12 protein-coding genes are annotated in these 15,375 nt (G+C 71.4%); 2 read left to right on the top strand and 10 right to left on the bottom strand.

From position 1 onward, the window contains the following. The first annotated feature begins 16 nt into the window (after positions 1-16). On the top strand, positions 17-1,618 hold the full coding sequence (locus tag CCN44_RS04350; protein WP_086696894.1) for a beta-N-acetylhexosaminidase: 1,602 nt from the start codon (positions 17-19) through the stop codon (positions 1,616-1,618). Positions 1,619-1,690: 72 nt separating this feature from the next. Here CCN44_RS04350 and CCN44_RS04345 read toward each other — a convergent pair whose 3' ends face one another. The 10 genes from CCN44_RS04345 to CCN44_RS04300 all read right to left on the bottom strand — a co-directional run bounded on the left by CCN44_RS04345 (position 1,691) and on the right by CCN44_RS04300 (position 14,693). Next, positions 1,691-3,460, bottom strand: a complete 1,770-nt coding sequence (locus CCN44_RS04345; RefSeq protein ID WP_086696893.1) for an IucA/IucC family protein — start codon at positions 3,458-3,460, stop codon at positions 1,691-1,693. Beyond that, positions 3,457-3,996 (bottom strand): GNAT family N-acetyltransferase, encoded by a 540-nt coding sequence (locus tag CCN44_RS04340; protein WP_059249697.1) that lies wholly within the window; start codon positions 3,994-3,996, stop codon positions 3,457-3,459. Before CCN44_RS04340 ends, CCN44_RS04345 begins: the two co-directional genes overlap by 4 nt. After that, positions 3,993-5,279: a lysine N(6)-hydroxylase/L-ornithine N(5)-oxygenase family protein gene (locus tag CCN44_RS04335; protein WP_086696892.1), complete on the bottom strand. Its 1,287-nt coding sequence runs from the start codon at positions 5,277-5,279 to the stop codon at positions 3,993-3,995. Before CCN44_RS04335 ends, CCN44_RS04340 begins: the two co-directional genes overlap by 4 nt. Continuing rightward, complete coding sequence (desA, locus tag CCN44_RS04330; protein WP_059249695.1) at positions 5,263-6,705, bottom strand: lysine decarboxylase DesA; 1,443 nt, start codon at positions 6,703-6,705, stop codon at positions 5,263-5,265. Before desA ends, CCN44_RS04335 begins: the two co-directional genes overlap by 17 nt. Before the next feature lie 121 nt (positions 6,706-6,826). After that, positions 6,827-7,684 carry a siderophore-interacting protein gene (locus tag CCN44_RS04325; protein ID WP_086696891.1) on the bottom strand — a complete coding sequence of 286 codons (858 nt, stop codon included), beginning with the start codon at positions 7,682-7,684 and terminating at the stop codon, positions 6,827-6,829. Positions 7,685-7,829: 145 nt separating this feature from the next. Beyond that, complete coding sequence (locus CCN44_RS04320) at positions 7,830-8,876, bottom strand: ABC transporter substrate-binding protein (RefSeq protein WP_086696890.1); 1,047 nt, start codon at positions 8,874-8,876, stop codon at positions 7,830-7,832. A 168-nt stretch (positions 8,877-9,044) separates the two neighbouring features. Beyond that, a complete protein-coding gene (locus tag CCN44_RS04315; protein WP_059255002.1) occupies positions 9,045-10,205 on the bottom strand; it encodes an acyl-CoA dehydrogenase family protein in 1,161 nt (386 codons plus the stop codon). Between the two features lie 5 nt (positions 10,206-10,210). Next, on the bottom strand, positions 10,211-11,152 hold the full coding sequence (locus tag CCN44_RS04310; protein ID WP_086696889.1) for a hydroxymethylglutaryl-CoA lyase: 942 nt from the start codon (positions 11,150-11,152) through the stop codon (positions 10,211-10,213). Then, positions 11,149-13,065, bottom strand: a complete 1,917-nt coding sequence (locus tag CCN44_RS04305) for an acetyl/propionyl/methylcrotonyl-CoA carboxylase subunit alpha (RefSeq protein WP_059249691.1) — start codon at positions 13,063-13,065, stop codon at positions 11,149-11,151. The genes CCN44_RS04310 and CCN44_RS04305 overlap by 4 nt, the downstream gene beginning before the upstream one ends. 11 nt (positions 13,066-13,076) lie before the next feature. Beyond that, positions 13,077-14,693, bottom strand: a complete 1,617-nt coding sequence (locus CCN44_RS04300; protein WP_059249690.1) for a carboxyl transferase domain-containing protein — start codon at positions 14,691-14,693, stop codon at positions 13,077-13,079. Positions 14,694-14,800: 107 nt separating this feature from the next. On the opposite strand from CCN44_RS04300, the gene CCN44_RS04295 reads away from it, so the two are divergent. Continuing rightward, on the top strand, positions 14,801-15,375 hold a 575-nt coding region (locus CCN44_RS04295; RefSeq protein WP_107502044.1), incomplete at its 3' end, for an SACE_7040 family transcriptional regulator.

Genomic DNA, 15,375 nt, shown 5'->3' with positions numbered 1-15,375 from the left:
TCCGAAGGGAGCGCATGTGAGACGGCACCACAGCACGACTCCCCGAACCCCCCGCGTCCTCGGCTGCCTGCTGCTGCTCGCCGCGGCCGGCGGCCTCAGCCTCGGCCCGGCCCCCACCGCACAGGCCGCCGCCCCCACTCCGCTGCACCGGGTGGTCCCGGCGCCGGCCTCGGTCACCCCGGGCGGGACGCCGTACCGCATCACCCGCACGACCCGGGTCCGGGCCGACGGCCCCGCCGAGGTCCGCCGGATCGGCACCTACCTGGCCGGCCTGCTGCGTCCGGCCACCGGCTACCCGCTGCCGGTCACCGACCGCGGCACCGGAGGCATCCGGCTCCGCCTGGCGAGCGGCGACTTCGGCGCCGAGGGGTACCGGCTGACGAGCGGCGCCGGCGGAGTGACCCTCACCGCACGCACCCCCGCCGGGCTCTTCCACGGCGTCCAGACGCTGCGTCAGCTCCTCCCGGCGTCCGTCGAGCGGAAGACCGTCCAGCCCGGGCCCTGGCAGATCGCCGGCGGCACCGTCCAGGACCGCCCCCGCTACGCCTACCGGGGCGCCATGCTGGACGTCTCCCGGCACTTCTTCACGGTCGCCCAGGTCAAGCGCTACATCGACCAGGTGGCGCTCTACAAGGTCAACGAGCTGCATCTGCACCTCAGCGACGACCAGGGCTGGCGCATCGCCGTCGACTCCTGGCCGCGCCTGGCCTCCTACGGCGGCTCCACTCAGGTCGGCGGCGGCCGGGGCGGCTTCTACACCAAGGCCGACTACCGGGAGATCGTCCGCTACGCGGCCTCCCGCTACCTGGAGGTCGTGCCCGAGATCGACATGCCCGGCCACACCAACGCGGCCCTCGCCTCGTACGCCCGGCTCAACTGCGACGGCGTGGCACCCCCGCTGTACACCGGCACCCAGGTCGGCTTCAGCTCGCTGTGCGTGCCCAAGGAGGTCACCTACGACTTCGTGGACGACGTGATCCGGGAGCTGGCCGCCCTCACCCCCGGCCGCTACCTGCACATCGGCGGCGACGAGGCGCACTCCACCAGCCACACCGACTACGTCCGGTTCATGGACCGGGTGCAGCCGGTCGTCGCCCGGTACGGCAAGACGGTCATCGGCTGGCACCAGCTCACCGGCGCGCACCCCGCCCGGGGCGCCCTCGCCCAGTACTGGGGCCTGGACGGCACCGCCGCGGCGGAGAAGGAGCAGGTCGCGCAGGCCGCCCGGAACGGCACGGGCCTGATCCTGTCCCCGGCCGACCGGATCTACCTGGACATGAAGTACACGAGCGCCACCCGGCCGGGCACGAAGTGGGCGGGCCTGGTGGAGGTGAGACGCTCCTACGACTGGAACCCCGGCGCGTACCTGCCCGGCGTACCGGGTGGGGCGGTCCGGGGCGTCGAGGCGCCGCTGTGGACCGAGACCCTCGCCACGTCCGCCGGCCTGGAGTACATGGCGTTCCCGCGGCTCGCCGGCGCGGCGGAGCTGGGCTGGTCGCCGGCGGCCACCCACGACTGGAACGCCTACAAGGTGCGGCTGGCCGCGCAGGGCCCGCGCTGGGACGCCCTCGGCATCCGCTACTACCGGTCGCCGCAGGTGCCCTGGCCGGCGCGCTGACCGCAGGCCGACGGGCACCCCGGAGGACCGTACTCCGGGGTGCCCGTCAGGTCGGTGCGGCCCTCGGGGCCGTCAGAACCCGGCGATCGGGTTCGGAAGGGTGCCGACCAGCTGGAGCGCGCCGGACGGGTCGGCGAGGTCCACCATCTGCTTGTTGTTGCGCAGCTGGAGCCGGTTGAGGCAGGACAGCGCGAACTCGGGGGCGAACATGTCGTACTGGCGGAACTTGTCGGCCAGCTGGGGGTTCGCCTCCTGGTACTCGCGGGTGACCTCGGCGACCGTGCGCCAGAAGTCGTCCTCCGTCAGGACGCCCTCGGCGGCGAGGTGGGCGGCGAGGAAGCGGAAGAAGCAGTCGAAGACGTCCGTGAAGATCGACAGCAGCTTCGTCTCCTCGGGGACCTCGACGCGGATCCGCCGCACCTCCGGCGGCAGCGCCGCGTCCGGGTCCATGACGGCGATCTCCTCGGCGATGTCCTTGTAGATCGCCCGCTGCACCGCGCCGTCCCGGAGCACCAGGATGACGTTCTCGCCGTGCGGCATGAACACCAGGTCGTAGGCGTAGAAGCTGTGCAGCAGCGGGGTGTAGTAGGCCCGCAGGTACTGCCGCAGCCACGCGGTCGGGGTGAGGCCCGACCGCTCGATCAGCGCGCCCGCGAGGGAGGCGCCCCGGTGGTCGACGTGCAGCAGGGAGGCCATCGTCGCCAGGGTCTCGCCGTCGCGCAGCGAGGGCACCGGGCTCTCCCGCCACAGCGCGGCCAGCATCTTGCGGTACGGCGAGTAGCGGTCGGTGGCCCGCTCGTACTCCAGGTGCCGGTAGCCGACGGCGGCCCGCTCCCGGATGATGGTGAGGCCGGTGGACTTCATCACCGGGTCGCTGTCGATCAGCTGGGCCAGCCAGTCGTTGATCGCCGGGGTCGCCTCCATGTAGGCGGCCGACAGCCCGCGCATGAAGCCCATGTTGAGGACCGACAGGGCCGTCTTCACATAGTGCTTGTGCGGGTCGCTGGTGTTGAAGAAGGTGCGGATCGACTGCTGGGCCAGATACTCGTCGTCGCCCTCGCCGAGGCAGACCAGCAGGTCACGGGCGACCTCGGCGGCGAAGGTGACGCTGAGCTTGTTCCACCACTGCCAGGGGTGGACCGGGATGAACAGGTAGTCGGCCGGGTCCAGGCCCCGGTCGGTGAGGACGGCACGGAACCGCTCCACCGTCTTCTCGCCCAGCTCGTCCCGCAGGAAGGACTCGTACTCGATCCCGACACCGGCCGTGAACGCGGCCCGCGAGCGGTGCGCGGCCAGCCACACCAGCCGGACCGGGCTCGCCGTCTCCGGCGCGTACGACAGGTACTCGTGGATGCCGAAGCCGAGCCGCCCGTTGTTGGCGACGAAGCACGGGTGGCCCTCGGTCATCCCGGTCTCGACGTCCTGGAAGCCGCTGCGGGCCAGCTCGGCGGAGGTCACCTGCGGCTTGGTGAGCTTGTAGCAGGTGCCCGACAGGGTGGAGGAGATCTCCTCCAGGTACACCGGCAGGATCTCGTCGCTCAGCCCCAGGGACTCCTTCAGCTCGATGAAGAAGTCCAGCGCGGCCAGCGGGAGTTCGCCGCCGTCACGGTGCCGGGTGATCGACTCGGCGTCGATCTGCCAGTGGTCGAGGGCCCGCCGCACGGCGGTGAACCGGTAGCTGGTCAGCCCGTCGTCGCTGCGGACGACGTACTGGCCGCCGTCCTCCTCGGGGGTGATCAGCCGCTCGTGCGCGAACTCGGCGAGGGCCTTGCGCACCAGCTGCCGGTTGGCGGTCGCCCAGCGCTCGGGGGACAGATGGGCCACGGCGTCGGCGAGGGTCATGCGGTAACCGCCTTCTCGAACTGCTCGCGGGTGCAGAAGCTCAGCAGCGCCCGCTTCTCCGGCTTGTCGATCTCCCGTTCGGCGACGAAACCGACGGCTTCGTTCAGGGCGTGGACGGCCGTGTTGCGGACGTCCGGCTCGACGACGACCCGCTGCACGGACGGGTCCTCGAACAGGTGGAACATCACGGCGGTGATGACCGCCCTGGTGAACCCGTGCTCGGGGGTGTCGGTGGCCGGGGTGAGGAAGTGCATGCCGATGTCCCCGGGCCGCGGCTCGTACAGCCCGACCAGCTCCCGGTGCGCGGGGTCGTACTTCTCCATCAGGAACGCGGGCGTGCCGTCCCGCAGCCCGAGCAGCGCGTCGTGGTGCTCGTCCGCCGCGATCTCCATGTAGGCGCGCTCGACGTCCTCCAGCTTCGCGTCCTGCATCATCCAGTAGGCCGCCTTGGGGTGGGTGACCCAGGAGTGCAGCAGCTCGGCGTCGGTCAGCGGGTCGACGGGCCGGAAGGTGAAGGTCATGGTGGTGCTGGTCATACCGCGAACTCCTGGAAGGCGATGGACTTCTCGACCGGGTAGTACTCCGTGCCGAGCAGCTCCCGGATGATGTACGAGTTCCGGTACGCGCCCATGCCCAGGTCGGGGCTGGTGATGCTGTGCGTGTGGACGCCGGCGTTCTGCAGGAAGACACCGCGGCCGGTGACGTCGATGGCGTAGTTGCGGGCGACGTCGAAGCGGCCGTGGCCGTCGAAGCGGAGGCGGTCCCGGACGGGGTTCAGGAAGGCCGGCGGGGTGTAGTGGTAGCCGGTGGCCAGGACCAGGCCCTCGGTGCCGATCTCGAAGTCCTTGCCCTGCTCGTCCTGGCGGAAGCCGAGGGTGTACGTGCCGTCCTGGTACGTCGCCGTGCGCAGCGTGGAGTTGGTGAGCAGCCGGGTGGGCACCGGACGGTCGCCGCTCTCGACGTTCTTCTGGTACAGCAGGTCGAAGATCGAGTCGATGAGGTCCGAGTTGATGCCCTTGAACAGGCCCTTCTGCTGCTTCTCCAGCCGGTAGCGGGTCTCCTCGGGCAGCGCCCGGAAGTAGTCGATGTAGTCCGGGGACGTCATCTCCAGGGTCAGCTTGGTGTACTCCAGCGGGAAGAACCGCGGGGAGCGGGTGACCCAGTTGAGCTGGTAGCCGTGGACGTCGATCTCGGCGAGCAGCTCGTAGTAGATCTCGGCGGCGCTCTGCCCGCTGCCGACGATCGTGATGGACTTCTTCTTCTGCAGCTCCGCCTTGCGGTGCATGTACTGCGAGTTGTGCAGGAAGTCCCCGCCCAGCCCCTGGCAGGCCTCCGGCACGAACGGGGCCGTGCCGGTGCCGAGGACCAGGTGCCGGGCTCGGTAGGTGTCACCGGCCTCGGTGCGGACGACGTACAGCTCGTCCTCGTACGTCACCTCGGTGACCGTGGTGCCGAAGCGGACGCTGCTCAGCCGGCCCGCGGCCCAGCGGCAGTAGTCGTCGTACTCGACCCGCAGCGGGTAGAAGTTCTCCCGGATGTAGAACGAGTACAGTCTGCCCTTCTCCTTCAGGTAGTTCAGGAAGGAGTACGGCGAGGTCGGGTCGGCCAGGGTGACCAGGTCCGACATGAACGGGGTCTGGAGGTGGGCGCCGTCCAGGAACATGCCGGCGTGCCACTCGAAGTCGGGCTTGGACTCCAGGAAGACGCCGTCCAGTTCGGCGATCGGCTCGGTGAGGCAGGCGAGGCCGAGGTTGAAGGGGCCGAGCCCGATCCCCACGAAGTCGTAGGTCTTGTTCGGGGCTTCAGGACGCGCGGTCAAGGGACTCTCCCAGGTACTGCTCGGCATGGCCGGCGATCAGATCGAGGACGGCGGCGATGTCGGCCGTCGTGGTCTCGGGGTTGAGCAGGGTGAATTTCAGGTAGTGGCGGCCGGCCACCTTGGTGCCCGCGACCACGGCGTCGCCGGAGGCGAACAGGGCCTTGCGGGCGTAGAGGTTGGCGCGGTCGATCTCGGCCGGGTCGGTGACGGCCGCCGGGATGTAGCGGAAGACGAGGGTGGACAGGGTGGGCTCGACGACGACGTCGTAGCGGGGGTCGGCGGCGAGCAGCTTCCAGCCCTCCCGGGCGAGGTCGCAGACCTCGTCGAAGAGTTCGCCGATGCCGTCGGCGCCCATCACGCGCAGCGTCATCCACAGCTTGAGGGCGTCGAAGCGGCGGGTGGTCTGGAGGGACTTGTCCACCTGGTTGGGGATACGTTCCTGCACCATGCGGCGCGGGTTGAGGTACTCCGCGTGGTAGGTGGCGTGCCGCAGCGTGGCCGCGTCCCGGACCAGCACGGCGGAGGAACTGACCGGCTGGAAGAAGGACTTGTGGTAGTCGACGGTGACCGAGTCGGCGCGCTCGATGCCGTCGATGCGGTCCCGGTACTTCACGGAGGCGAGCAGCCCGCAGCCGTAGGCGGCGTCCACGTGCATCCACACGCCGTGCCGGCCGCACAGCTCGGCGATCTCGGGCAGGGGGTCGATCGAGCCGAAGTCGGTGGTGCCGGCGGTGGCGACGACGGCCATGGGGACCAGACCCTCGCTCGCGCAGCGCTCCAGCTCGCGGGCGAGGGCGACCGTCTGCATGCGCTTGTCGTGGTCGACGGGGATGGCGACGACGGCGTCCGGCCCGAGACCCAGCTGTTTGGCGGACTTCTTCACGCTGAAGTGGCTGACCTCGGAGGCGAAGATCCGCAGGTCGGCGAGGGAGTCGGTCTTGGCCTCCTCCCGGGCGAGGAGGAGCGCCTGGAAGTTGGACTGGGTGCCGCCGGAGGTGAAGACGCCGTCGGCGGCGGGGCCCAGGCCGATGCGGGCGGCCGTCCAGTCGATGAGCTTGCGCTCGATGAGGGTGCCGCCGGCCGACTGGTCCCAGGTGTCCAGCGAGGAGTTGACCGCGGAGAGCACGGCCTCGCCGAGCACCGCCGGGATGACGACCGGGCAGTTGAGGTGGGCGAGGTAGCGGGGGTGGTGGAAGTAGATCGCGTCCCGGAGGTAGACGTCCTCCAGTTCGTCCAGCGCGGCGGCGGTGTCGCCCAGCGGACGGTCCAGGTCGATCGCGTCGATGGTGGGGGCGAGGGCGTCCACGGTGACGCCGGTGAACGGACGGTCGGTGGTGGCGAGTTTGGCCGCCACCCGCTCGACTCCTTCGGTCACGGAGCGGCGGTAGTGCTCCGCGGTGAGGCCATTGAGCAGGTGCGAGCGCATGTGGGGGTCCTCCGAGGGGACGGTCCGTGCGGGATCAACTTAGGTAAGCCTAACCTAACTTGGATGGTGCAGGACACACCTCTCCCGTGACGGGCGTCACGGGAGGGCGGGTGTGCCCGGCTTACTCCGCGGCCCGGAGCTGCTCCTCCGTCATGCCCTGCCGCCAGTAGCCGACGAAGGTGACGCGCCGCCGGTCCACCCCGCGCTCGCCGACGAAGTGCCGCCGCAGCGCCTTCACCTGCCCGGACTCGCCCGCGAGCCACACGTACGCCCGCTCGGTGCCGGGCAGTTCGGCGGCCCGTACGGCGTCGACGGCCATGGGAGCCCCGTCGTGCCGCACGAGCCACGTGATCTCCGCGTCCGCCTCCGTGCGCACGTCCTGGATGTCCCCGGCGTGCGGCACCTCCAGCCAGACCCGGGCCCGGGTGCCGGCGGGGAGGGACTCCAGGATCGCGGTCGCGGCGGGTACGGCGGTCTCGTCGCCGCACAGCACGACGAGCCCGGTGTCCTCCGGCGGGCGGAAGCGGATCGCCCGGTTGTCGGCGAGGGCCGGCCCGAGCAGCAGCACCCGGTCGCCGGCGGCGGCCCGGGAGGCCCAGCGGGAGGCGGGCCCGGCGGGGGCGGCCGTGGCGCCCGGCGCCGCGCCGTCCGCTATGCCGTGCAGGGCGAAGTCGATGTCGATCTCGTCGGGGTCGCGGCGCAGCGCCCGCAGCGTGTACGAGCGCATCACGGCCCGGACGTCGTCCGGCAGTTCCCGCCAGCCCTGCCACCAGCCGTCGCCCAGCTCCAGCGGGACGACGGGCTCGCTCTGCCCCGGGTGCGGCAGGAACAGCGACAGGGACTGGTCGCGCCCCAGCGAGTGGAAGGCGTGCAGATCGGGACCGGCGAAGGTGACCCGGACCAGAGACGGACCGAGCCGCCTCGTCCGTACGACCTGGAGGGAGAAGAAACGGAACGGGGCGGCTACGGCCGTCGTCATCTGTGGCTCCTGAGTCTGTTTCAGGGAACTGGGGGGTCGCGCCCCGGCGGGGCGCGGTGAACTGCCCGACCAGCCACGGACGGCCGGCAGTTCACCGACTGCGAGAGGCTCCACGGCGCTCCGGCCGGCCCTCGCGGCGGAGTGCCTAGCTGACCTTCTTGGCCTTCTCCAGGGCCTCGGCCAGGTTCGTCAGCAGCGGCACGCACTTGTCGTACGACAGGATCGGCTCGGGGGAGCGGGGGATGACCTGGCCGGCCTTCACCGCGGGCAGCTTCTTCCAGGTGGCCTTGGTGATGTCGGCCGGCTGGATGGCCGAGGAGCGGTCGTCCATCATGATGATGTCGGCCTTGTACTTGTCGACGTTCTCCCAGCTGAGCGACTCGTACCAGCCGCCGCCCTGCTTCTTGGCGCTCTCCGGCGGCTCCACGAAGTTCACGCCGAGGGCCTTGAAGTACTCCAGGTCGATGGAGAGGTTGGTGCCGGAGACGTAGAACAGCTGGTCGCTGGCGCTGCCGGCCATCACCTTGATGTCGGGCTTGGCCTTGGCGGCGGCGCGCAGCCGGGCGGCGGCGTCCTCGAACCGCTTCTTCGCGTCGGTGACCTTGGCGGCCTTCATGTCCGCGCCGAGCGACTCGGCGAGGTCCCACATGCGCTGCAGCGGCTGGGTGAGCTGGCGGTCGTAGACGGAGACGGCGACGCTGGGGGCCAGCTGGGCGATCTTCTTCTTCGACTCCTCCGGGACGTACCAGAGCGTGCCGGCGCTGTCGAACATCGTGGTGATGAGCACGTCCGGGGCGAGGGAGGCGTACTTCTCGATGCTGAACTGGCCCCAGGCGTTGCCCAGGATCGTCAGCTTGCTGATGTCCATGTCGCCGGCCTGGACGTCCGCCTTGCCGTCGGTGGTCTTCGTGGGGCCGAAGACGCCCTTCACCTGGATGCCGTAGTCGTACAGCGCGGCGCCGACGCCGGTGAACGCGACGATGTTCGCGGGGACCTTGTCCCGCTTCACGGTCGTACCGCGGTCGTCCTTGAAGGACCAGGGGCCGGACTTGCCGGCCTTGCCCGCCGTGCCCGAGTCACCGTCTTTGCCCTTGTCGTCCCCGCAGGCGGCAAGCGCGGCACCGAGTCCGAGGGCGCCGCCGGCGGCGAGCAGGCCGCGGCGAGTGAAGTGGGTGGCACGGGCATGGGACATGGGTATGACTGCTTTCGAACGGGGCGAAGCGCCCGCCGGACAAGTTCCAGGGTAGGTTAGCCTAACCTCAGCTGATGTCCAGGGGGTAGGTGTTGTCCCGTTCAACCTGTGCGTGAACCGTGACGGCGGGGGACCGGACGGCCGGGTGCCGCCGGTCCCGTGGGACCGTCAGCCCGTCAGGCCCAACTCCCGTGCGATCAGCATGCGCTGGACCTCGCTCGTGCCCTCGCCGATCTCCAGGATCTTGGAGTCGCGCCACATGCGGGCCACCGGGTACTCGTTCATGAAGCCGTAACCGCCGTGGATCTGCGTGGCGTCACGGGCGTTGTCGACGGCGACCGTGGAGGAGTAGAGCTTGGCCACGGCCGCCTCCTTCTTGAAGGGTTCGCCCGCGACCAGCCGGGACGCCGCGTCGCGCCAGGCGAGGCGGGCCGTGTGGGCCTTCATCTCCATGTCGGCGATCTTGAACTGGATGGCCTGGTTGGCGCCGATGGGCCTGCCGAACGCGTGCCGTTCCCTGGCGTACTTGACCGACTCGTCCACACAGCCCTGCGCCAGGCCCGTGGCGAGGGCGGCGATCGCGATGCGGCCCTCGTCCAGGATGCGCAGGAACTGGGCGTAGCCACGGCCCTGTTCGCCCAGCAGGTTGGCCGCCGGGACACGGACGTCCTGGAAGGACAGTTCGCGGGTGTCGGAGGCGTTCCAGCCGACCTTCGAGTAGGGCGCCGCCACCGTGAAGCCCGGCGTGCCGGACGGGACGATGATGGCCGAGATCTCCGGGCGGCCGTCCGGCTTGCGGCCGGTGACCGCGGTGACCGTGACCAGACCCGTGATGTCCGTACCCGAGTTGGTGATGAAGCACTTCGTGCCGTTGATCACCCATTCGTCCGTGTCCGGGTCCAGGCGGGCCGTGGTGCGCGTCGCTCCGGCGTCACTGCCGCCGTCCGGCTCCGTCAGCCCGAACGCGCCCAGCATCTCGCCCGCGCACAGCCGGGGCAGCCACTCCCGCTTCTGCTCCTCCGTGCCGAACAGGTGCAGCGGCATCGCGCCCAGCGAGACCCCCGCTTCGAGCGTGATGGCCACCGACGAGTCGACGCGGGCCAGCTCCTCCAGGGCGATGCCGAGCGCCAGGTAGTCGCCGCCCATCCCGCCGTACTCCTCCGGGAACGGCAGCCCGAACAGGCCCATCCGGCCCATCTCGCGGACGATCTCGTACGGGAACTCGTGCCGCTCGTAGAAGTCGCCGATCTTCGGTGCGACGACGTCGTGCGCGAACTCCTCCACCGTGCGGCGGAGTTCCTCCAGCTCGGGGCTGAGACGGTGGTCCATGCTGATCACTGGTCCTTGTGGGAGAGAGCGCGGACGGTACGGGACGGGCTGGGCCGGCCCAGCTGTTCGGCCATCCACACGCTGGTGGCGGTCAGACGGCCGAGGTCGACCCCCGTCTCGATGCCGAGCCCGTGCAGCATCCAGACGAGGTCTTCGGTGGCGAGGTTGCCGGTGGCGGACTTGGCGTACGGGCAGCCGCCGAGGCCCCCGGCGGACGCGTCGACCGTCGTCACGCCGTGGTGCAGCGCGGCCAGCGTGTTGGCGAGCGCCTGGCCGTAGGTGTCGTGGAAGTGCACGCCGATCGCGGGCGTCGGCACGCCCCGCTGGTTCAGCAGGGAGAGCAGTTCGCGGACATGGCCGGGGGTGGCCACGCCGATGGTGTCGCCGAGGCTCAGCTCGTCGCAGCCCATGTCCCGCAGGGCCGTGCAGACACGGGCCACCTGCTGCGGCGCCACCGCGCCCTCCCACGGGTCGCCGAAGCACATCGACACATAGCCGCGCACGTGCACGCCCTCGTCCTTGGCGCGCCGCACCACCGGCTCGAACACCGCGAGGGATTCGTCCAGCGTGCGGTTGAGGTTGGCCTTCGCGAAGGACTCGGTGGCGCTGGCGAACACCGCGACCCGCGTGGCACCGAGGGCCAGCGCCCGGTCCAGGCCGCGCTGGTTGGGCACCAGCACCGGCAGATCGGCGCCGACGTCCCGCACGAGCGGGAACAGCTCCTCGGCGTCCGCCAGCTGGGGCACCCACGCGGGGTGCACGAAGCTCGTCGCCTCGATCGTCGTCAGGCCCGCGTCGGCCAGCCGGCGGATGAACTCCGCCTTCACCCCGGTCGGTACGGCCGTCTTCTCGTTCTGCAGGCCGTCGCGCGCGCCGACCTCGTGGATCCGCACCCGCGGGGGCAGGTCCCGGGCCGGTACGACCATGGGCAGTCCCTCGGTGGTCACCGCGCCACCTCCTCGTGCGGGGCGATGACGGCCAGCACCTGGTCCATGGCGACCGTGCTGCCCGGGGACACGTCCAGCTCGGCGACCGTGCCGGCGTGCGGGGCGGAGATGACGTGCTCCATCTTCATCGCCTCCACCACCAGCAGGCTCTGCCCGGCGCTCACCTCGTCCCCCACGGCGACCTTGACCACGGTCACCGTGCCCGGCATGGGGGCGGTGAGCGAGTCGGCGCCCGCGTGGGCCGCGCCGCTCAGCGAGGCGGCCACCGGGTCGTGGTCGCGCACCTGCCAGGCGTCGCCGTCCCGGCCGACCCAGTCGCCGGCGCGGTGGAAGGTGTGCCGGACGCCGTCCAGGGTGACGCTCACCCGGTCGTCGGTGACGGTGTGGGTGCCCCGGGGGGTGTACGTCACCGGGTCCTGCACCCGCAGGTGGAAGGCGGGCGGCTTCGGGGTGCCGCCCAGGCGCCAGCCGCTCGGCACCGAGAAGGGGTCCGTCCAGCCCTCCCCGCGGGGCCGGAGCGCCTCCAGCCGCACGGCCGCCGCGGCCTCGTAGACCTCCTCCGGCACCTTGGTGGGGACCAGCTCGTCCACCACCCGCTCGACCAGACCCGTGTCCAGCTCGCCCGCGACGACCGCCGGATGGGCCAGCAGCCGGCGCAGGAAGCCCGCGTTGGTCGGCACGCCCAGCGTGACCGTCTCCGCGAGGGCCGACCGCAGCCTGCGCAGCGCCGTCTCGCGGTCGGGGCCGTAGGCGATCACCTTGGACAGCATCGGGTCGTACAGGCTGCCCACCTCGGTGCCCTCGCTGAGGCCGGAGTCGGTGCGGATGCCGTCGCCCTCGGGTTCGCGCAGCAGCAGGACCGTGCCGCCGGACGGCAGGAAGCCGCGCGAGGGGTCCTCCGCGCAGAGCCGGGCCTCGATCGCGTGCCCGGTCAGCCGCAGCTCCTCCTGCGCGAAGCCCAGCCGCTCCCCGGCCGCCACCCGCAGCTGCCACTCCACCAGGTCGAGCCCGGTGACGAGTTCGGTGACCGGGTGCTCCACCTGGAGACGGGTGTTCATCTCCATGAAGTAGTACTGCGACGGGTCGCCGCCCGGGACGATGAACTCCACCGTGCCCGCGCCCCGGTACCCGCACGAGCGGGCCGCCTGCACGGCCGCCTCGCCCATCGCGGCCCGCGTCCCGTCGTCGAGGAGCACGCTCGGCGCCTCCTCGATGATCTTCTGGTGGCGCCGTTGCAGCGAGCACTCGCGCTCGCCGAGGTGGACCACGTTGCCGTGGCCGTCGGCCAGCACCTGGATCTCGATGTGCCGGGGCCGGTCGATCCACCGCTCCACCAGCAGGGTGTCGTCGCCGAAGGAGGCGCGGGCCTCGCGGCGGGCGGCGGCGATCTCGTCCTCCAGCACGGTCATGTCCCGCACCAGGCGCATGCCCTTGCCGCCGCCGCCGGCCGACGGCTTCAGCAGCACGGGCGCGCCCAGCCGGCGGGCCGCCTCGGCGAGTTCGGGGTCCCGTCCGCCCGGGACCACCGGCACCCCGGCCGCCTGCACCGTCTCCTTGGCCCGGATCTTGTCGCCCATGAGCGCGATCGCCTCGGCCGGCGGGCCGATGAAGACCAGCCCCGCCTCCTCGCACGCGCGGGCGAAGGCCGCGTTCTCGGCGAGGAAGCCGTAGCCGGGGTGGACGGCCTGGGCGCCGGTGCGGGCGGCGGCGTCGAGCAGCCGCTCCACCGACAGATAGCTCTCGGCGGCCGGCGCCGGACCGATCCGTACCGCCGTGTCGGCCTCCCGGACGTGCCGCGCGTCGGCGTCGGCGTCGGAGAAGACCGCCACCGAGCGCACGCCCAGCGAGCGGAGCGTACGGATGACGCGTACGGCGATCTCGCCCCGGTTGGCCACCAGCACTGTGTCGAACACGGTTCCCCTCCTCACATCCGGAAGACGCCGAACTGGGGCTCTCCCAGGGGCGCGTTGGCGCAGGCCGTCAGGGCCAGTCCGAGGACCTGACGGGTCTCCAGCGGGTCGATCACGCCGTCGTCCCAGAGCCGGGCGGTGGCGTAGTAGGCGTTGCCCTGGCGCTCGTACTGCGCGCGGACGGGCGCCTTGAAGGCCTCCTCGTCCTCGGCGGGCCACTCCTCGCCGCGCGCCTCCAGCTGGTCCCGCTTGACCGTGGCGAGGACGCTGGCGGCCTGCTCGCCGCCCATGACGGAGATCTTGGCGTTGGGCCACATCCACAGGAAGCGGGGGGAGTAGGCCCGGCCGCACATCGAGTAGTTGCCCGCGCCGTAGGAGCCGCCGACGACGACCGTCAGTTTCGGCACGCGCGTGCACGCCACCGCCGTCACCATCTTGGCGCCGTGCTTGGCGATGCCGCCCGCCTCGTAGTCCTTGCCCACCATGAAGCCGGAGATGTTCTGAAGGAACACCAGCGGGATGCCGCGCTGGTCGCACAGCTCGATGAAGTGGGCGCCCTTCTGGGCGGACTCGGAGAACAGGATGCCGTTGTTGGCGACGATCCCGACCGGGTGGCCGTGGATCCGGGCGAAGCCGGTGACCAGGGTCTGCCCGAACTCGCTCTTGAACTCGGCGAACCGGGAGCCGTCGACCACGCGCGCGATGATCTCGCGGACGTCGTAGGGGGTGCGGGAGTCGACCGGGACGGCGCCGTAGAGCCCGTAGGGGTCGACCTTGGGCTCGACGGACGGCCGGACCTCCCAGGGCAGGGACGGCCGGGCGGGCAGGGTGGCCACGATGTTCCGGACGATCCTGAGGGCGTGCGCGTCGTCCTCGGCGAGGTGGTCGGTGACCCCGGAGACGCGGGAGTGCACCTCGCCGCCGCCCAGCTCCTCCGCGGTGACGACCTCGCCGGTGGCCGCCTTCACCAGGGGCGGCCCGCCCAGGAAGATCGTGCCCTGGCCGCGGACGATCACGGCCTCGTCGCTCATCGCCGGCACGTACGCCCCGCCGGCCGTGCACGAGCCGAGGACGGCCGCGATCTGCGGGATGCCCGCGCCCGACATCCGGGCCTGGTTGTAGAAGATCCGCCCGAAGTGGTCCCGGTCCGGGAAGACCTCGTCCTGCATCGGCAGGAAGGCGCCGCCGGAGTCGACCAGGTAGACGCAGGGCAGCCGGTTGTCGAGGGCCACCTCCTGGGCGCGCAGGTGCTTCTTCACCGTCATCGGGTAGTACGTGCCGCCCTTGACCGTGGCGTCGTTCGCGACGATCACGCACTCGCGCCCGCTGACCCGCCCGATGCCGGCGATCACGCCGGCCGCCGGGGCCTGCCCGTCGTACATCCCGTCGGCCGCGAGCGGGGCCAGCTCCAGGAAGGGGGAGCCCGCGTCGAGCAGCGTGTCCACCCTGTCCCTCGGCAGCAGCTTGCCGCGCGCGGTGTGCCGGGCCCGTGCCTTCTCGCCGCCGCCGAGGGCCGCCGCGGCCAGTTTGCCGCGCAGCTCCTCCACGAGTGCGAGATGGGCTTGTTCATTGGCCCGCCAGGCCTCCGACGCGGGATCTGCCGCGCTGTGAAGCTCCGGTGCCTCGTGCATCCTGCGGTCCCCTCACCCGGTGATCGAACCTGTGATCCGCTGTTAATGAGCGTTAACCATTTCCTCCAGGTTAACGAGCGCTAACCTCGCTGTCTAGAATTGTCTGCATGGCCAGCAGAACCGACGCCCCCACCCGCCGCGAGCAGATCCTGAAGGAGGCCGCCCGGCTCTTCGCCGAGCGCGGTTTCCACGGCGTCGGGGTCGACGAGATAGGCGCCGCCGTCGGCATCAGCGGGCCCGGTCTCTACCGGCACTTCCCGGGCAAGGACGCGATGCTCGCCGAGCTGCTGGTCGGCATCAGCGGCCAGCTGCTGACCGGGGCCAGGCGGCGGCTGGCGGAGGCCGACGGGGTGCCCGCGACCCGCGTCCTCGACTCCCTGATCGAGGGCCACATCGACTTCGCGCTGGACGACCGCCCGCTGATCACCCTGCACGACCGCGAGCTGGACCGCCTGCGCGACAGCGACCGCAAGCTGGTGCGGCAGCTCCAGCGGCAGTACGTCGAGCTGTGGGTGGAGGTGGTCCGCGAGGTCTACCCGGGCCTGACCGAGCCTGCCGCCCGCTCGGCCGTCCACTCCGTCTTCGGCCTGCTCAACTCCACCCCCCACCTCGGCCGCGCCGGCACGCTCCCCGGCCGGGGCACGACGGCGTCCCTGCTGCACCGGATGGCGCGGCCGAGGTG

This window comes from Streptomyces tricolor, from assembly GCF_002155905.1.
In the GTDB taxonomy this organism is placed as follows: domain Bacteria; phylum Actinomycetota; class Actinomycetes; order Streptomycetales; family Streptomycetaceae; genus Streptomyces; species Streptomyces tricolor.
Note: the sequence above shows the minus strand (reverse complement) of the source record. Positions and strands in the feature narration are given on the sequence as shown.